This is a genomic window from Bacteroides sp. 44_46, assembly GCF_001915465.1.
Classification (GTDB): Bacteria; Bacteroidota; Bacteroidia; order Bacteroidales; family Bacteroidaceae; genus Bacteroides; species Bacteroides clarus.
Genome location: NZ_MNQO01000018.1, coordinates 320,686 through 337,999 on the forward strand (window position 1 = coordinate 320,686; position 17,314 = coordinate 337,999).

Consider the following 17,314-nt stretch of genomic DNA (forward strand, 5'->3'; position numbering starts at 1 on the left):
CACAATTAGTTGCTATACTCCTATATATATAGCTTTGCAAAGATATTAATTCTCTTGGCAATTTGTTAATAATACTATCACATTTATTATAATTTAATAAACGCCATGCTCTTTCCGGTATTTAATATTGCGGGGATGATGCTCGATAATTTCACTTCGGAGCATGTTCCTGTCGATATGCGTATAAATTTCCGTGGTGGCGATGGATTCATGTCCCAACATGCACTGAATTGCCCGCAGATTGGCGCCGCCTTCCAGCAAATGGGTGGCAAAGGAATGGCGGAACGTGTGCGGACTGATATTCTTGGTGATACCGGCCTTTTCCGCCAGTTCTTTAATCATGTGAAACACCATGATGCGGGAGATACGATTGCCCCATCGTGCCAGAAATACGTAATCTTCGTATCCTTTCTTGATTTTTCCCAGGTTACGGTCTGCAAACCAATACTTTATTTCTTTGATGGCGCGGGGGGAGATAGGTACCAGGCGTTGTTTGCTGCCTTTGCCTTCCACCTTGATGAATCCTTCCTCGAAGTAAAGGTCGGAGATTTTCAGGTTACACAGTTCCGACACGCGTAACCCGCAGCTGTACAGCGTCTCCAGAATGGCACGGTTGCGTTGTCCCTCTTTCTTCTCCATGTCCACGGTGGAGATGATTCTGTCGATTTCTTCTATGGTGAGTACTTCCGGTATCTTGAATCCTATTTTGGGGCCTTCCAGCAGTTCGCTCGGGTCGGCTTCCAGATAGTCGGCAATCACCAGAAAGTGGAAGAAGGACTTGATTCCGGAGAGTATCCGGGCTTGGGAGCGGGGATGTATGCCGATGTCGTGGAGTCCTGCGGCGAAGCGTTGCAAATCATCCGGCGTAACATCCGGAATGTCTATGTTCTCCCCGTCCAGAAAGTGCAGAAGTTTCTGTAAGTCCGTCATATAGGCGTCGAACGTATTGGATGAAAGCGCCTTCTCCAGCCTGATATATTGTTGATACTTCCTGATTATCACCGCTCGTTTTTCCTTATTCGCTGATTTCTCTTCTACTTTCATTACTTTTTCCTATCTTTGCACCTTGAAAGAATGTTCTCTGTGGACAAAGGTATAAAAAAATGTGTTATGAGAATACAGATTATTAACGGCCCCAATATAAATCTGTTGGGAAAACGTGAACCTTCCATTTATGGCAGTGTTACTTTTGAAGACTACCTTGCCGAACTCCGTAAAAAGTATGCGGATGTACAGATAGACTATTTTCAATCCAACATCGAAGGAGAGTTGATAGACAAGATACAGCAGGCGGGTTTCGATGCGGACGGTATCATCCTGAACGCGGGTGCCTACACCCATACGTCCATTGCTCTGCAAGATGCGATCCGGTCGGTCACCGCTCCGGTGATTGAGGTTCATATCTCTAATGTACATGCCCGAGAGGCGTTTCGCCACGTATCCATGATAGCTTGTGCCTGCCGGGGTGTTATTTGCGGCTTCGGGCTGAACTCCTACCGTCTGGCATTGGAAGCGTTAAAGGAATTATGAATTATTAATTATGAATGACGGGGCGGACGGCGTTTCTGCGAGGCAATCCGTAATTCTTCATTCATAACCCCATCATTAATATAAAATTAGGTACAAGATTATGTTATTAAAACAGACAAAAATCGTTGCGACGATTTCCGATCAGCGCTGCGATGTTGATTTTATAAAACAGTTGTTCGACGCAGGTCTGAACGTAGTACGTATGAATACGGCTCATGCGGGCCGCGAAGGCTTCGAGAAGCTGATAGCCAATGTACGTACGGTTTCCAACCGCATCGCCATCCTCATGGATACGAAAGGTCCCGAAGTGCGTACGACTGTCCTCGCCGAGCCTGTTCCCTTCAAGGTAGGCGACCGTGTAAAGGTAGTAGGCAATCCCGACCTGCAGACCACCCGCGAATGTATCTCCGTTTCCTACCCTAATTTTGTAAACGACCTGAATATCGGCGGCCATATCCTCATCGACGACGGCGACCTGGAACTGGTGGTTATAGAAAAGAATGCGGACCATCTCCTGTGCGAGGTACAGAATGAGGCTACCTTAGGCAGCCGTAAGAGCGTCAACGTGCCGGGAGTACGCATCAACCTGCCTTCACTGACGGAGAAAGACCGCAACAATATCCTCTACGCCATCGAGAAAGACATCGACTTCATTGCCCACTCTTTCGTACGCAACAGACAGGATATTCTTGATATAAAAGCCATCCTCGACGCTCACAACAGCGACATCAGAATCATCGCCAAGATTGAGAACCAGGAAGGCGTAGACAATATCGACGAGATTCTCGAAGTGGCCGACGGCGTTATGATAGCCCGCGGCGACCTGGGTATCGAAGTTCCGCAGGAACGCATTCCGGGCATCCAGCGTTTGCTGATCCGCAAGTGTATCCTGGCCAAGAAGCCGGTGATTGTCGCTACGCAGATGCTCCACACCATGATTTCCAATCCGCGTCCTACCCGTGCGGAAGTTACGGACATCGCCAACGCCATCTACTACCGCACGGATGCCTTGATGCTGAGCGGCGAGACCGCTTATGGCAAATATCCCGTTGAAGCCGTCAAGACCATGACGAAAGTTGCCGCTCAAGCCGAAAAGGACAAGCTGGCGGATAACGACATCCGTATTCCTTTGGACGAAAACAGCAACGACGTAACAGCCTTCCTCGCCAAGCAAGCGGTAAAAGCCACTACGAAATTAAAGATCCGCGCCATCATCACCGACAGTTACAGCGGCCGTACCGCCCGTAACCTTGCCGCGTTCCGTGGCAAATACCCGGTACTCGCCATCTGCTATAAGGAAAAGACCATGCGTCACCTGGCGCTTTCATACGGCGTGGAAGCCATCTACATGCCCGAACTTGCCAACGGACAGGAATACTACTTCGCCGCTCTCCGCCGCCTGCTTCAGGAAGGCCGTCTGCAACCCACCGATATGGTAGGTTACCTGAGTAGCGGCAAAGCCGGCACGCAAACTTCCTTCCTCGAAATCAACGTAGTGGAAGACGCTCTGAAACACGCTCAAGACAGCGTGCTGCCGAACAGTAACAGATACTTGTAAAATTATAAATTGAGAATTGAGAATTAAAAAATAAATGCCTGTCAGCGGGCTATCATTTTTTAATTCTCAATTCTCAATTCTCAATTTATATGACATTAGACGAATACATCCTGCGCCACATTGACGACGAGGGCGACTATCTGAAGGCTCTTTATCGCGATACGCACCTTAAATTGCTTTATCCCCGTATGGCTTCGGGACATTTGCAGGGGCGTATGCTCAAGATGTTTGTCAGGATGATACGTCCCCGCCAAATATTGGAAATCGGGACATATAGCGGATATTCCGCGCTTTGCATGGCGGAGGGACTGCCGGACGATGGGATGTTGCACACGTTCGAAATCAATGACGAGCAGGAAGACTTCACCCGTCCCTGGTTGGAGAACTCGCCCTATGCCGGTAAGATAAAGTTCTATATAGGCGACGCCTTGGAGCTTGTGCCCCGGTTGGGAATCACTTTCGACCTTGCTTTTATCGACGGCGATAAGCGCCGTTACATTGATTATTATGAAATGGTGCTGGCGCGTCTTTCGGAAGGAGGCTATATCATAGCCGACAATACCTTGTGGGACGGACACGTACTCGAAGAGCAACCGCACCGCACAGACTTGCAGACTATCGGTATAAAAGCTTTCAATGATTTGGTGGCCGCAGACAATCGTGTGGAGAAAGTTATACTCCCGTTGCGGGACGGACTGACGATTATACGTAAGAAATAATAAGCTTGCATCATCCCCCTTCACTTTCACAATCCCTTTGCATCATACTGTTCATGGGGATTCGCGGGTGAAGGGGGATGATGCTTTTATTTTTTAAGCAGCCGCTTGCTCAGGTATCGCACCGGATACCATACCGAAAGGAATCCTACGGTGATAACCGTTATAAATACCAGTATGATGTCCGTTGCATGCACGCTCACCGGATAGGCGTCCACAACAAAACTTCCGTTACCGCCGCCCAGGGATATCAGTCCGAAACGCTGTTGCAGGAAGCACAGCAGCAGTCCCAGCGCAATTCCGGCAATGGCTCCGAATACTGAAATCAATCGCCCTTCAAAAAGGAAGATACGGGCAATCAGCCGGTCGTCGGCGCCCAGATTGCGCAGCGTTTCCGCATCCTCGCGCTTGTCCAGTATCAGCATGGACAGCGAGCCGATGACATTGAAACAGGCAATCGTAAGGATAAAGGTAAGGAACAGGTACGAGATGAGCTTCTCAATCTCCATGATGCGGAATACATCGGCTTGCTGCTCGTAGCGGTTCTGCACAGTGAAACGGTCGCCCAGCATGCGTTCCATTTTCTTTTGCACGGCATTGGTGTTGCTGCCCGGTTTCAGTTTCAGTTCGATGGCGGAAACTTCCGTATCATAGTTGAACAGGCGTCGCGCAAAGCTCAGCGATGTAAGGATATAACGCGCGTCGTACTTCTGCTGGTTGACGACAAACACCGCTCCCGGTGAAAACAGATAGTCCTGATTGAAAGCCGCCGACGGATTGGCGATGTTGACGCGTACGTTCCTTTTGGGCGCGTACACCCGCAGCGGGTCGACAAACTGAATCCCCGTACCCAGTTCGGACACCAGCTCCACCCCCATAAACCCGTAGTCCACGACGGAATCGTTCAGTATAAACTCCCCCGTACCGTACAGCAGGCTGTCTATGGACGTCAGTTGCTCGAAGTTGTCCTCTACGCCTTTGATAACCGCCATTGCCTGACGGTCTTTGTACTGTACCATCGCGTTTTCTTCCAGCGTCTCCGTCCAGATATCTATTTCGGGCAGGGCGCGTACTTGCTGCACGCGCGATTCGAGCGGGTCGAACACCTTTCCCTCCCGAACGGTGATTTTCAGTTCCGGGTCGAAAGCCGTGAAGAATCCCGCCACCATATCCTGAAACCCGTTGAATACGGAGAGCGTACACACCAGCGCCAATGTAGCCAACGCCACCCCGCATACCGATATGCCGGATATGATGTTGATAGCATTGTGCTTCTTCTTGGAGAAGAGATAGCGGCGGGCTATAAAAAAAGGAAGGTTCATGGGGAGTGATTAGCGGTTAGTGATTAGTGGTTAGCGGTTAGTGGTTAGTGGTTAGTGGTTAGTGATAAAAGCCACTCATTTACATTAATCACTAATCACTAACCACTAATCGCTATCTACTGGTTCCCAAGCAATTCGTCGATTCTTTCCAGATAATCCAGTGAGTCGTCCACGAAGAACTTCAGTTCGGGAATGATGCGAAGCTGGTGACGTACACGGGTTCCCAACTCAAAGCGGATGGACTTCATGTTCGCATTGACGTTCTTGATGATTTCCTCGCTCTTTTCCGAGGGGAAAACACTGAGGTAGGCGCGTGCCACGCTCATATCGGGACTGATGCGTACGGCGCTGACCGAAATCAGTATGCCGGGCATGGATTTGGTCTGCAACAAGAAGATGTCGCTCAACTCCTTTTGGAGCAGGCGGGCTATTTTGTTCTGTCTGGTAGTTTCCATACTATATCGTTTTTTTGATTTGAAGAGCAAAGTTACTGAAATATATCGTTCTGCCGGTGATTTATACCATTTTTTTCATTCTTTTCCTTATAGTGTAATCTGATTTATGACGCTGTATGACTGTGTTTTCATCTATGCGGCATTCGCTTTGGCTGCGAGGAAAACAGGATGTTGACTATTGTCAACAGGTCTGTTTACTGTTGTCAACGGTTCGAGCGGCTGTTGTCAACCGGGCTGTTGACAGTAGTCAACACCCTGTTTTCGTCGTGAGAAAAAACAATTCTCCCTATGGTAAAACTTCGTTTTCCCCTGTGCTTCTTCTTTATAAGCTGCCGGGAAAAGGCTGTTTTGCCATAGGGAGGCAGCTATATCGCCCCGTTCCGTCGATGAAATCGGCCGGTTCGTAGATTTTATTTGCGGTTGCTCGCGCTACGTCCTACTTTTGATGTGGATAGAAGTTTGCAGAGACTCTCTCTAAATAGCGTTTTTTCATGTATTATTGACGTAGAACCGCCTTTACCCGTGAGGGGCAGAGGCGGTTTCCTTATTCAGACGATGTATGTGTCTCCTGCTGCTGTTCTTAATCTTGCGCGGCTTTCTTGCGTGCAATCAGCACAACTGCCGCAACTCCGATAACCAGCAGCGCCAATGCTCCGTAGGCGATGCTTTCCGTTACATGCAGGCTCTTGGGGTCGAAGCGCATCTCGATGGTATGTTTGCCGGCAGGCACATACAGGGTACGCAGCACGTAATCCGCACGTCCCAGTCCGGCCGGTTGCCCGTCGATGGTTACCTGCCAGCCGTCCGGATAGTATATCTCGGAGAATACGGCGATGCCGTCGCCCGCATTGTCCGTTTCGTAAACCAGGCGGTTGGGCTCATAGCTTGTCAGGCGGATGGAGGAAAGGCTGTCTTTGTAGGCTTCGGCAGTACCTTTCAGCACATCTTTGAAACGGGCGTCGACAACGGCGGTTTCGGTGGGAAGAATGGTTTTGAGCGCATCGATTTCCTCATTGGCGTTGTTTACGTATTGCACGTTCTTTACAAACCAGGCGTTGCCGTTGGCATAGGGGTTGAGGACGGGAACGGTCTGCCCCTGCTGTCCGGCGGGGAAGATGAAGTACTTGGTGTTCAGCATGTTCAGTACGCGGAATTTGGAAGCGTCCACGCTGTCCATTTCTCCGCCTGCGGCGGCTATCGCTTGGTAGGCGGCCTGCATCTCGGGAGAGATATGACGCTCTATCAGTTCCTGGTAGCGGCGCAGTTTGGCGGCATGATACCCGCCTATGTTCTTGTGCCAGTAGGAAGTATTGTTCTCGTTGAACGCGTCGGTGGCAAAGTTCAGCACACGGTAGTCGGGAGCTTTGTCTTGCAGAATCAGCTCGTCGGTTTTGGTTTTGGTGAATGTTTCCGTCCGGATGGAACGGGGCACGAACTGGTCGTCGTGCAGGTAACGTTTGTTTACGGTCCACATGTCGGCAAGGCAGAGCACCGTAATGCCTGCAACGGTCAGTGACCGGCGCAGCTTGCCGGCCGAGTGGAGCCAAAGCAGTGCGCATCCGATGCCTATAATGATGAAGCTCCGCAATGCGTCGGCGCTGACAAGCGCGCCCCGCATTTCCGCAAGGTTGGCGAGGATGCCGGACAGCTCGTTGGCGGGTATCATCTGCTGGTCGACGGCATTTTGCAGCATCTGCGCCTCTTGTGCGGGCACGAAGCCTGAGCCGAGGCTGCCCGGCGCAATGACAAGCAGCAGGGCTACGCCGGCGGTAAGCGCAAAGCTGATGCCGAAGGCTTTCTTGTTCGTTTTCCATATGCCGGGCTCTTCCAATACACGCTTCAGGGCGAAAATCGCGAGCAGGGGAATGGTAAACTCAGCTATGACGAGGATGGACGATACGGCGCGGAACTTGTTGTACATCGGGATGTAGTCGATGAAGAAGTCCGTCAGCGGCATGAAGTTCTTACCCCATGCCAAAACGATGGAGAAGAAGGTTGCTCCCAGCAACGCCCACTTCAGAGGGCCTTTGACGATGAAGCAGCCCAGCACGAAGAGGAACAGGACGAATGCGCCCACGTAGACGGGGCCGGCCGTCCAGGGCTGGCTACCGAAGTACTGCGGGAACGAGTTGTAGAGGCTGCCGTACATCGGATTGGCCTTTTCCATGGCGGTTTCGCTCTGGCTGAGAGGGGCGGCGGAAGAGCCGCCTTTGAAGTTGGGGACGAGGAGTGTCCAGGTTTCGCCGATGCCGTAGCTCCAGTTGGTGATGTAGTCGCGGTCCAGTCCGCTGCTGGTTTGCTTGGCGGCATTGTCGGTCTGCACGAGCTCGCTCTTGCCGCGCATGGTTTCCTTGCTGTACGTGTAGGTGTGGTAGAGGTTGGAGAGGTTGGCGGCCACGCCGATAAGGGCGGCGACGAGCAGTACGGCGCTTGCCTTGAAGAATCCGGGCAGCGTCTTGTTGCGCCATGCGTCTTCAAAGTATGCGCCTGCGATGAATAGAATGACGAACAGGAAATAGTAGGACATCTGCACATGGTTCGACATGATTTGCAGGGCGATGAAAAAAGCCGTCAGGATACCGCCCGCCAGCAGCCTGCCCCGGTAGGCGAGTACGATGCCCGCTATTGTGGGCGGGATATAGGCGAGGGTGATGAACTTCCAGATGTGTCCCGCTGAAATCAGAATGAAGAAGTAGGACGAGAAAGCCCACATGATGCCGCCCAACCCTGCCAGCCATGCCGGTATGCCGAATACCCGCAACAGGATGTAGAAGCCCAGCATCAGGATAAACGTCAGGTTGACGTAGGTGGGCAGGAAGAGCTGGTATATTTTCTGTGTCCATTGTAACGGCACGGTAGAGTCGTAAGACGGCGCTATCTGGTAAGTCGGCATTCCGCCGAAAAGGGAATTGGTCCAGCGGGTGCGTTCGCCTGTCTGTTCGTAATACTCTTTGGCTTCTTGTCCGGCGCCGGCTCCGGCAGCGGTGTCGTGCTGGAACAGGATGCGTCCTTCCATATCCGCCGGGAAAAAGTAGGCGAAAGAAATCAGGACGAATGCCAGAACGGCAATTAAGTCGGGAAGAATCTTCTTTATCATCTTGCAGGGTTATGGTTTATGTGGGGGAGTTAAAGGGGTAGAGGAGCTAACTCCCTTAACTCCTAATCTGAATTTCAGCGGCAAACTTATACATAAATATTGATTTATGCACCAGTTGGATAGAGAAATCTGCCGAAATATCGTACCTTTGCCTTCCCGAAAATCATAATTCATAAATCTGAAATCATAAATCAGCAGGCATGACGATAGGTGTTATCAGCGCAATGGATAGCGAACACCGCCAGTTGGCGGAGCGTTTGCAGGAGAAGAAAGTGACGGGCGACGGCAATTTCCGCTATGCGGAGGGCATGCTCGGCGGTAACCGTTTGGTACTTACGCGGTGCGGCATCGGCAAAGTAAGCGCGGCGGTGGGAGCCGCGGAGCTGATACGCCGTTTTGCTCCGGATTGCGTTGTCAGTACCGGTGTGGCGGGTGGCATCGATGCCTGTCTCAAGGTGACGGATGTGGTGGTGAGCGAATCGCTGGCGTACCATGACGTGTGGTGCGGCGAGGGTAACGAATACGGTCAGGTGCAGGGATTTCCCGCGGTGTACAAAGGTTGCGTCCCGTTGTTGGAGCATGCCTTGTCTCTGAACAATACCGGATTGGAAAGCCGTATTCACGGTGGGTTGGTCTGCACCGGCGACCGCTTCATAACGGACCGCACCGAACTGGATGTCATCAAACACCGTTTCCCGGCGGGACTGGCTGTCGATATGGAGTCCGCTGCCATTGCGCAGACCTGCTATCTGTATGGCATTCCTTTCCTCAGTTTCCGTATCGTCAGCGATACGCCGGGCGTGGAAGACCACTCTTTGCAATATGCCGATTTCTGGGGTACGATGGCGGAACGTTCCTTCCTTACGACATGGACTTTCCTTTCCACCCTGCCCGACAAATTATAACTCATAACTCACAACTTATAACTTATGAAGAAGATTCCCAGCTTTACCATCGATCACATCCGTTTGCTGCGCGGCATTTACGTATCACGCAAGGATGAAGTGAACGGAGAAGTTATCACTACTTTTGATATCCGTATGAAGGAGCCCAACCGCGAACCGGCTTTGGGACAAGGCGCCCTGCACACTATCGAGCATCTGGCTGCCACCTACCTGCGTAATGAACCGCAATGGCAGGACAAGATTATTTATTGGGGGCCTATGGGCTGCCTTACCGGTAACTATCTGCTGATGAAAGGCGACTTGCAGCCGCAGGACATCGTGAAGCTGATGCAGGACACTTTCCGCTTTGTCGCCGAATATGAGGGCGAAGTACCCGGCGCAGCTCCGCAGGATTGCGGCAATTATCTGCTCCACGACTTGCCGATGGCAAAATGGGAGTCTGCCAAATATCTGCATGAAGTGCTGGAACAAATGACGGAAGGCAATATGAACTACCCCGAGAAAGCGGAATGAGTGGTTGGTTGAATAAATGCTGAAATTTAGTTTATATCAGTAACGGTGCCATAGAGTAACCTAAGGCTGGAAGTAAGACCGAAAGCCTTTTCATGGCACTGTCCATAATTTACGCCTGAAAGCCTCTTATCTTTACGCCTGAAAAGCTTTTCATCTTTAAGCCTGAAAGGCTTTTATCTTATAGCCCGGGGTAACACCCCGGGAATGCGAATATGAATAACATTGCGCCCTGAAAGGGCAAAAGATGAATCTGCAAATGTTTTGCCCTTACAGGGCGCAGAGTTTCGGGAACATTTATTCCCGGGGTGTTACCCCGGGCTATAAGATAAGAAGGCTTTCAGCCTTAAGTTACTCTATGGCACCGTTACTGATATAAACTCAATTTCAATATTTACTTATTTACTTACTTATTTAGTTGGTTGCTTGCTTGGTTACTTATTTAGTTATTTGGTTGGTTACTTACTTATTTATTTATTTAGTTACTTACTTACTTATTTAGTTGGTTATTTACTTCTTTACTTAGTTTACTCCTAACTGCTTAAATAATTTCTATTCCTTGCTCCTTGCAAAGTTGCAGCCCTACGTCTTTCAGTTTGAATTTCTGTATCTTGCCGCTTCCTGTCATCGGGAACTCTTTTACAAAGAAAATATATTTGGGAATCTTGTAGCGGGAAATCTTGCCGATGCAGAAGTCGCGTACATCCGATTCGTGCAAGTCGGCTCCTTCGTGCTGGATGATGAACGCGCCGACCGCTTCGCCGTACTTCTTGGAAGGGATACCGGCCACTTGTACATCTTTGACACCTTCCAATTGATAGAGGAACTCCTCGATTTCACGCGGGTAGATGTTCTCGCCGCCGCGGATAATCATATCTTTGATACGTCCGGTGATACGGTAGTTGCCATCCTCGTCTTTTACGCCCAAGTCTCCGGAGTGCAGGAAACCGTTCTTGTCGATGACCTCGGCTGTGGCTTGCGGATTCTTATAGTAACCTTTCATGGTGTTGTAACCGCGGTTGCACATTTCGCCTTGCACGCCTACCGGACATTCCTCGCCGGTTTCCGGGTCGATAACTTTCACTTCGGTATGCTCAAAGTCGCGTCCTACGGTGTTGCAACGCACGTCGAACGAGTCGTCGATTCGTGTGGCGGTCATGCCGGGAGCGGCTTCCGTCAGGCCGTAAACGCTGGTTACTTTCATGTACATCTTTTCCTCTACCTGCTTCATCAGTTCGACGGGGCAGAGAGAGCCGGCCATGATGCCCGTACGCAGACTGGACATATCAAACAGGTCGAACATCGGATGATGCAGCTCGGCGATGAACATCGTGGGTACGCCGTAGAGTGCGGTACATCGCTCTTTGTGGACGGACGCAAGCACCACGAGCGGGTTGAAGCGCTCTACCATGACTTGCGTACAGCCGTGAGTGAGGCAGTTCATCGTGGCGAGCACCACGCCGAAGCAGTGGAACAGGGGCACGCAACAACAGAGCTTGTCATCGGCGGTAAACTTCATGTGCTCACCGGTGAGGAAACCGTTGTTGGCGATGTTGTAGTGGGTAAGCATTACCCCTTTCGGGAATCCGGTTGTGCCCGAAGTGTATTGCATGTTTACCACATCGTGGCAGCTTACCTGGCTTTTGAGCTCATCCAGACGGGTATCTTCCACGTTATTGCCTAAGAGCAGAATCTCGGACGTGTTGTACATTCCTCTGTGTTTTTCCTGCCCTACGTAGATGACATTCTTCATATAAGGAAAACGCTCGCTTTTCAGATGTCCGCGCTGGCAGTTCTTCAGTTCCGGCAGCATGGTGTAGGTCATCTGCACGAAGTCGCTGTCTTTTTCGCCGTTGACGATACAGAGCGTGTGCATATCCGAGTTCTCGCACAGATATTCCAGCTCTGCCTGTTTGTAGTTGGTATTTACCGTTACGTAGACGGCGCCTATCTTGGCGCAGGCATACAGCAGCGTCAACCAGTCGGGTACGTTTGCCGCCCAGATGCCGACGTGCGTTCCCCGCTCCACGCCGATAGCGATAAGTCCTTTTGCCATGTCGTCCACCCTGCGGTTGAACTGGCTCCATGTGAAGCGTAAATTACGGTCGGAGTAAACAATATATTCTTTGTCAGGTGTATTTGTGGCCCAATGCTCCAGCCATTGGCCAAGCGTTCTTTCGTATAACATAGTAGAATTGAAAGTTGAGAGTTGAAAGTTGAGAGTTATGAGTCTGAAGTTAGGTTTCGCCGTCATGCCGCATAGTAACCTTCAACTCTTAACTTTCAACTTTCAACTGTTTAAATCGGTGTATAAATTACTGCCAGTATTTTGGCTGCCTGTCCTTCGTAGGCATGTACATGGTGCGGTACGATGGAATCGTAGTAGATGCTGTCTCCTTCTTCGAGAAGGTAGGTGTTCTTGCCGTAGCTGATTTCCATGGTTCCTTCCATGACCATGATGAATTCTTCGCCTTCGTGTGATGAGAGTACGAAGTCGCTGTCGTCCGTAGGGGCTACGTCGATGATGAACGGCTCCATGTGGCGGTCGGCCTTGGACTTGGAAAGGGAATGGTACTCCATGTGCTTGCGCGAGTGGATGGCATTGTTGGAGAAACTGATGCTGTCCTTCGCTTCCGACTTGCGGCATACCACAGGGCCGTTTTCGTCCTGATCGTCGAGGAACGTGCCGAGGCGTACGCCCAGTACACGGGCTATTTTGATAAGCGGCGCCAATGAAGGCAGGTCGATATTGTTTTCAATGCGTTCGATTTGTTCGATGGCGAGCCCCGAACGTTGCGCCAACTCTTCCATACTGATGGACTGGCTTTCGCGGAGTGACTTAATCTTTTCTCCTACAATCTTACTTGTATCCATAATTTGATAGTATTTTCAGTCTAAAAGGTTATGATTAATAGCTGTAAGCTGCAAAAATAAGATATTCTTTTACTTGGTGCAACATTCTGTGACGAAAAGTTTGTTTATGGTCTTTACAAGTGTACGGGAGATTTCGTTTGTACGCTATCGTTGTTCCAAATGTCATGTTGCAGTATCTGCGTAAACTTTATGGCGCCGATATCGGCGGACAGGTGGTTGCCGCTGTGGAAATCGTCGTCGCCGAAGCGGTTGTCGTTGAAATAACTGTATAGACGGACGTTGTCCCATTTGGCGGCTATCTCCTCCAATGCGGTATGCATTTGCGCGACTTGCGCCGGATAGGTGAGCTCGTAATATAGCTTGTGTACCGGCGGAATGACGAGGTACAGATTGATGCCTTTGCTCCGGCACAATCCGGCGACGTCATTCAGCCGCCGGATATTATCTCTGAATGTCTGCTCCGCCGCAGGCTCTTGGGACGCGGAGTGCCCTTTTATCAATCGGGGAATGTCTTGCAGCCAGGCATGGCTTCTCTCGGTCGAATCGAATCCGTGGTCTAAGCCCAAAGAATCGCATGCCATGGTTTTTTTATGGAGAAGGTAGTACTTCGACCATTTTCTGAAGGAGATGGAGCCTGTGGCAATCAACTCGATGTTGTAAAGCGGGTCTTTGTCTGTCTCGATACCCATATAGATTTTATGGTTGGCTATGCTTATCTTGTCCTGGCTGATGCAGTCGTCAATCCACAGCGTCTGATAGGATATTCCCCAGATGACGTTTTGCAGATGGGGCAGTTGTCCGATGTATCTCTCCAGCAATATCCGATTGTAACGCAACCATTGCCCGGAGAGTGAAATGTTGTATGTACTGTCGGCAAGGTATGCCGGGTTGATGCTGCAATTGGTTACCGAGCTGCCTATAATCAGGTTCTTGACTTTATCACTGTTCTTCTCTATGATTTCCTGCTTGAACTTATAAGAGTTGGGAATACGGCGGAGCATAACCTCGAAGCCGATACCCAATACGAGCAGGAGTGACGAGAACAGGCAGATGTATGTTAGGAATTTCTTCATATCCTCAGAATTGGAAATAAATGAACTCTTCCTGCTGACCGGCCAGCAGGAGAGTCGTTATAAACAGAACATAGTAGAGCGTCCAACGGACTGCCTGATAACGGAAAATACCTTTTTCCTCTATTTGCAGGCCGAACTGTTTCTCGCGTTGGAGCCACTCTACCACCAATAATATCGCGATATAGATAAGCGGGTCTTTGCCATGCGCGGGAAGTACGAAATCAAACCGGGTCACCATGCGCATTATATAATCCCATGCCTGGTGAATGTTCTCCGCGCGGAAGATAATCCATCCGATAACAACCAGCAGGAAGGTGATAAACATTTGGCATACCTCTTTTATATCAGGAAACAGGCGGCCTTGGGCTACCACGTCTTTGTTCTTACGATTCTTGCCCATGATGAACAAAGGCAGGAACAGCAAAGCGTGAAAAGCTCCCCAGCAGATGAAAGTCCAGTTGGCTCCGTGCCAAAAGCCGCTGACCAGGAATATAATCAGTGTGTTGCGCATCGCTTTCCATTTGCCGCATCGGCTTCCGCCCAGAGGAATGTAAATATAATCGCGGAACCAGGTTGTGAGCGATATGTGCCAGCGTCGCCAAAACTCGGCTATATCCCTTGAGAAGTAGGGGAAGTTGAAGTTGCGCATCAGGTTGACGCCGAACAGGCGTGCCGTACCGATGGCAATGTCCGAATAACCGGAGAAATCTCCGTATATCTGGAATGTGAAGAAGAGCGCTCCCAAAAACAGATGCGTCCCGCCGAGCGTCTGATATTCATCGAAGATCAGATTGACGGCGGCGGCGCAGTTATCGGCCACTACCATTTTCTTGAACAGTCCCCATAAAATCTGTCTCATGCCGTCTACCGCCTTGTCGTAACTGAAGCCGCGCGGTACAAGGAACTGCGGCAGAAGATTGGTAGCCCGTTCGATAGGGCCGGCTACGAGCTGCGGGAAGAAACTGATGAAAGCGAAGAAAGCGACTATGTCGTGCGTGGGCTTTATTTTATGTTGGTACACATCGATGGTATAGCTGAGCGCTTGGAAGGTGTAAAAGCTGATGCCCACCGGCAGCAATATATCTATCGTCACCCAGTCCGCTCCTACGCCGAAGAGTTGGAACAGTTCGGTCAGGTTCTCTCCGAAGAAGTTGAAGTACTTGAAGATGCAGAGAATTAGCAGGTTGAGGGTGATATTCGCTGCGCTGACCCATTTTTGTTTGGTTCGCTGCCCTTCCAGTCTCTCCAAAACTATGCCGCTGGCAAAACTGCAGAGCGTGGTAAACGCAATCAGAATGAGGAAACGCCAGTCCCACCAGCCGTAGAAGATGTAGCTTACCGCCACTATAAAGAGGTTTTGCCAACGCAGCGGCTTGAAAACAAACCAATAGAGCAGGAATACTATTGGCAGGAATATTAGAAACTCAAAAGAATTGAATAGCACAGGCCGTTTGTTTTTTGCTCCAGTTCCCTAATAGCGATTTATAAAAGGGGAAGTGTTGGAACTGTTGTTCTCCTTATGTCAGTGAAAGCACTTCCCGTCTGAATTTCAGATTTATATAATATTGACCGGGCGCAAAAATAAACAAAATTTAAAACAAATCAATCTTTCTCAAAGAAGAAATGATATTTGAAGGCGTGTATTTTATGATTGCAGGAGCCTTGATTGGGGTTTCTTACTCTTTTACATCCAGCTCTCTGGAGTATGAGATGGCTTGTTTGTTCATCGGTTGGATATGTATGTTGGCGGAACCGTCGGAATAGATAGTCAGGCTGTACTCATACTTATCCTCTTCATTGCCGGTCTTGAAGTCGATCCGGGTCTTTCCTTTTTTGAGGCTTTCTTTTTTGTATCCGGTAAGCGGGGCGTTAAAAATCAGTCCTTTCCCGCCGCCGTAAGGCACATTGTAGGCTACTCCGAAATAGGGCAGGTAGGAAAAGACGGAGTCATTCCTGATTTCTATGGAGTAGTCGGAGGTCAGGGCCCGGCTGCGACCTCTCATGGGTTGCATATAGTCTACCTTGATTTTGTACTGACCGGCGTTTAGCGCTTCCCTGACGCTGCGTTCGGTTTGCGCTTTCTTTTCGCTCCGGCTCTGTGCTGTTGCGGGTTGCATGGCAAGCATCCCCGACAAACATAATAGGATAAGTTTAGCTGTTTTCATCGTTGCCCGGTTTTCGATATCGACAAAGATAAAGATAATGTTTTTGAGAAGTAAAACAGATTCAATATTTTTGTGCGAGAATAAAGATTATTAAGTATGGTATATATTGAAACTCCCCGTTTGCTATTGCGCGATTGGAAAGAAGAAGACTTCGTTCCTTTTGCGGAGATGAACAGGAATCCGTCTGTCATGGAATTCTTTCTGCATCCTCTGTCAGAGGAAGAGTCCCGCAGCCTTTTTGATACTGTCAGAAATGAGTTCCACCGATGCGGGTATGGGGGATATGCCGTCGAGCGGAAGTCGGATGGGGCTTTTGTCGGTTTTACGGGCTTCCATAACTTTGCGTTTGATGTGGATTTCGCTCCGGGCATTGAGATACTGTGGCGATTGAGGCGGGAATATTGGGGACAGGGCTATGCCACTGAAGCGGCGAAGGCATGTCTGGCTTATGCCGAAGAGAACCTTCCGTTTTCTACGGTTCGGGCTTTCACTTCGTTGCCCAATAAGCGTTCGCAAAGGGTGATGCGGAAGATAGGAATGGAATTTGAAAAGAATTTTCTGCATCCTGCCGTACCCGACGGGCATCTGTTGAAAGAGCACGTACTTTATAAGATACAACTGTAACATTTTCCTGCGTTCTCCTGTTTATGGGGGGAGCGGGGAAAAGGATATGATATGAAAGTAAAGCGGTGGTACTCTCCAATGAAAGTACCACCGCTTTAATAAGTTTACCGCAAGTAAATTACTTACGTAAGCCGAGTTCCTGAACAATAGCACGATATCTGTTGATGTCGCGGTCTTTCAGGTAGTTCAACAGCGCACGGCGCTTACCTACCAACATTGTCAAGGCTCTTTCTGTACTATAATCTTTTCTGTTGAGCTTCATGTGCTCAGTCAGACGAGCAATACGGTATGAAAACAATGCTATCTGAGATTCAGCTGATCCCGTATCAGAGTTAGACTTTCCGTATTTGCCGAAGATTTCTTGCTTTTTAGCAGCGTCTAAATACATAGTGTTTAATTAAAAAGTTGATAATTCTTTTCTCTTTCGAGGGCGCAAAGATAGGGATTATCTTTTATATTGCAATGATTTCCAGCAAAAAAATCTT

At 49.6% G+C, this 17,314-nt stretch carries 16 protein-coding genes; 6 read left to right on the forward strand and 10 right to left on the reverse strand.

Going from position 1 to position 17,314, the window contains the following annotated elements; all coding sequences use genetic code 11:
* Positions 1–93: 93 nt before the first annotated feature.
* Complete coding sequence (gene xerD, locus BHV73_RS10870) at positions 94–1,044, reverse strand: site-specific tyrosine recombinase XerD (RefSeq protein WP_009122140.1); 951 nt, start codon at positions 1,042–1,044, stop codon at positions 94–96.
* A 66-nt stretch (positions 1,045–1,110) separates the two neighbouring features.
* On the opposite strand from xerD, the gene aroQ reads away from it, so the two are divergent.
* The 3 genes from aroQ to BHV73_RS10885 all read left to right on the forward strand — a co-directional run bounded on the left by aroQ (position 1,111) and on the right by BHV73_RS10885 (position 3,807).
* Entirely contained in the window at positions 1,111–1,530 is a 420-nt protein-coding gene (gene aroQ / locus BHV73_RS10875; protein ID WP_022218518.1) for a type II 3-dehydroquinate dehydratase, read from the forward strand.
* Positions 1,531–1,630: 100 nt separating this feature from the next.
* Positions 1,631–3,088, forward strand: coding sequence for a pyruvate kinase (gene pyk / locus BHV73_RS10880; RefSeq protein ID WP_009122142.1), 1,458 nt, complete (start codon positions 1,631–1,633; stop codon positions 3,086–3,088).
* A gap of 89 nt (positions 3,089–3,177) precedes the next feature.
* Positions 3,178–3,807 (forward strand): O-methyltransferase, encoded by a 630-nt coding sequence (locus BHV73_RS10885; RefSeq protein WP_009122143.1) that lies wholly within the window; start codon positions 3,178–3,180, stop codon positions 3,805–3,807.
* Between the two features lie 86 nt (positions 3,808–3,893).
* On the opposite strand, the gene BHV73_RS10890 is transcribed toward BHV73_RS10885, so the two are convergent.
* The 3 genes from BHV73_RS10890 to BHV73_RS10900 form a co-directional block, all read right to left on the reverse strand.
* Positions 3,894–5,126: an FtsX-like permease family protein gene (locus BHV73_RS10890; protein WP_009122144.1), complete on the reverse strand. Its 1,233-nt coding sequence runs from the start codon at positions 5,124–5,126 to the stop codon at positions 3,894–3,896.
* Between the two features lie 116 nt (positions 5,127–5,242).
* On the reverse strand, positions 5,243–5,581 hold the full coding sequence (gene rbfA, locus BHV73_RS10895) for a 30S ribosome-binding factor RbfA (protein ID WP_009122145.1): 339 nt from the start codon (positions 5,579–5,581) through the stop codon (positions 5,243–5,245).
* A 580-nt stretch (positions 5,582–6,161) separates the two neighbouring features.
* On the reverse strand, positions 6,162–8,678 hold the full coding sequence (locus BHV73_RS10900; RefSeq protein WP_286738296.1) for a putative glycosyltransferase family protein: 2,517 nt from the start codon (positions 8,676–8,678) through the stop codon (positions 6,162–6,164).
* 200 nt (positions 8,679–8,878) lie between these two features.
* Here BHV73_RS10900 and BHV73_RS10905 point away from each other — a divergent pair, with 200 nt between their 5' ends.
* Both BHV73_RS10905 and BHV73_RS10910 read left to right on the forward strand, forming a co-directional pair.
* Positions 8,879–9,583 carry a 5'-methylthioadenosine/adenosylhomocysteine nucleosidase gene (locus BHV73_RS10905; protein WP_286738298.1) on the forward strand — a complete coding sequence of 235 codons (705 nt, stop codon included), beginning with the start codon at positions 8,879–8,881 and terminating at the stop codon, positions 9,581–9,583.
* Positions 9,584–9,607: 24 nt separating this feature from the next.
* Positions 9,608–10,096, forward strand: a complete 489-nt coding sequence (locus BHV73_RS10910) for an S-ribosylhomocysteine lyase (RefSeq protein ID WP_009122150.1) — start codon at positions 9,608–9,610, stop codon at positions 10,094–10,096.
* Between the two features lie 538 nt (positions 10,097–10,634).
* On the opposite strand, the gene BHV73_RS10915 is transcribed toward BHV73_RS10910, so the two are convergent.
* From BHV73_RS10915 to BHV73_RS10935, 5 genes are all read right to left on the reverse strand, one after another.
* Positions 10,635–12,281, reverse strand: coding sequence for an AMP-binding protein (locus BHV73_RS10915; RefSeq protein ID WP_087412123.1), 1,647 nt, complete (start codon positions 12,279–12,281; stop codon positions 10,635–10,637).
* Between the two features lie 110 nt (positions 12,282–12,391).
* Positions 12,392–12,967: a helix-turn-helix domain-containing protein gene (locus tag BHV73_RS10920; protein WP_004291603.1), complete on the reverse strand. Its 576-nt coding sequence runs from the start codon at positions 12,965–12,967 to the stop codon at positions 12,392–12,394.
* Between the two features lie 113 nt (positions 12,968–13,080).
* The gene (locus BHV73_RS10925) at positions 13,081–14,040 is read right to left on the reverse strand and encodes a hypothetical protein (RefSeq protein ID WP_087412122.1); all 960 of its coding nucleotides are present in this window, start codon (positions 14,038–14,040) and stop codon (positions 13,081–13,083) included.
* Positions 14,041–14,044: 4 nt separating this feature from the next.
* A complete protein-coding gene (locus BHV73_RS10930) occupies positions 14,045–15,484 on the reverse strand; it encodes an MBOAT family O-acyltransferase (protein ID WP_195621282.1) in 1,440 nt (479 codons plus the stop codon).
* A gap of 232 nt (positions 15,485–15,716) precedes the next feature.
* The gene (locus BHV73_RS10935; RefSeq protein WP_286738300.1) at positions 15,717–16,205 is read right to left on the reverse strand and encodes a DUF4251 domain-containing protein; all 489 of its coding nucleotides are present in this window, start codon (positions 16,203–16,205) and stop codon (positions 15,717–15,719) included.
* A 96-nt stretch (positions 16,206–16,301) separates the two neighbouring features.
* Between BHV73_RS10935 and BHV73_RS10940 the strand changes: the two genes are divergently transcribed.
* On the forward strand, positions 16,302–16,829 hold the full coding sequence (locus tag BHV73_RS10940; RefSeq protein ID WP_195621280.1) for a GNAT family N-acetyltransferase: 528 nt from the start codon (positions 16,302–16,304) through the stop codon (positions 16,827–16,829).
* A gap of 118 nt (positions 16,830–16,947) precedes the next feature.
* On the opposite strand, the gene rpsO is transcribed toward BHV73_RS10940, so the two are convergent.
* Positions 16,948–17,217 (reverse strand): 30S ribosomal protein S15, encoded by a 270-nt coding sequence (rpsO, locus tag BHV73_RS10945; RefSeq protein WP_009122156.1) that lies wholly within the window; start codon positions 17,215–17,217, stop codon positions 16,948–16,950.
* Positions 17,218–17,314 lie beyond the last annotated feature (97 nt).

Coding starts and splice junctions, on each gene's coding strand:
- BHV73_RS10925 (WP_087412122.1), bottom strand. CDS start 14,040: ATGAAGAAATTCCTAACATACATCTGCCTGTTCTCGTCACTCCTGCTC.
- BHV73_RS10885 (WP_009122143.1), top strand. CDS start 3,178: ATGACATTAGACGAATACATCCTGCGCCACATTGACGACGAGGGCGAC.
- BHV73_RS10910 (WP_009122150.1), top strand. CDS start 9,608: ATGAAGAAGATTCCCAGCTTTACCATCGATCACATCCGTTTGCTGCGC.
- BHV73_RS10940 (WP_195621280.1), top strand. CDS start 16,302: ATGGTATATATTGAAACTCCCCGTTTGCTATTGCGCGATTGGAAAGAA.
- rpsO (WP_009122156.1), bottom strand. CDS start 17,217: ATGTATTTAGACGCTGCTAAAAAGCAAGAAATCTTCGGCAAATACGGA.
- BHV73_RS10935 (WP_286738300.1), bottom strand. CDS start 16,205: ATGAAAACAGCTAAACTTATCCTATTATGTTTGTCGGGGATGCTTGCC.
- BHV73_RS10905 (WP_286738298.1), top strand. CDS start 8,879: ATGACGATAGGTGTTATCAGCGCAATGGATAGCGAACACCGCCAGTTG.
- aroQ (WP_022218518.1), top strand. CDS start 1,111: ATGAGAATACAGATTATTAACGGCCCCAATATAAATCTGTTGGGAAAA.
- BHV73_RS10900 (WP_286738296.1), bottom strand. CDS start 8,678: ATGATAAAGAAGATTCTTCCCGACTTAATTGCCGTTCTGGCATTCGTC.
- BHV73_RS10920 (WP_004291603.1), bottom strand. CDS start 12,967: ATGGATACAAGTAAGATTGTAGGAGAAAAGATTAAGTCACTCCGCGAA.
- xerD (WP_009122140.1), bottom strand. CDS start 1,044: ATGAAAGTAGAAGAGAAATCAGCGAATAAGGAAAAACGAGCGGTGATA.
- rbfA (WP_009122145.1), bottom strand. CDS start 5,581: ATGGAAACTACCAGACAGAACAAAATAGCCCGCCTGCTCCAAAAGGAG.
- BHV73_RS10915 (WP_087412123.1), bottom strand. CDS start 12,281: ATGTTATACGAAAGAACGCTTGGCCAATGGCTGGAGCATTGGGCCACA.
- pyk (WP_009122142.1), top strand. CDS start 1,631: ATGTTATTAAAACAGACAAAAATCGTTGCGACGATTTCCGATCAGCGC.
- BHV73_RS10890 (WP_009122144.1), bottom strand. CDS start 5,126: ATGAACCTTCCTTTTTTTATAGCCCGCCGCTATCTCTTCTCCAAGAAG.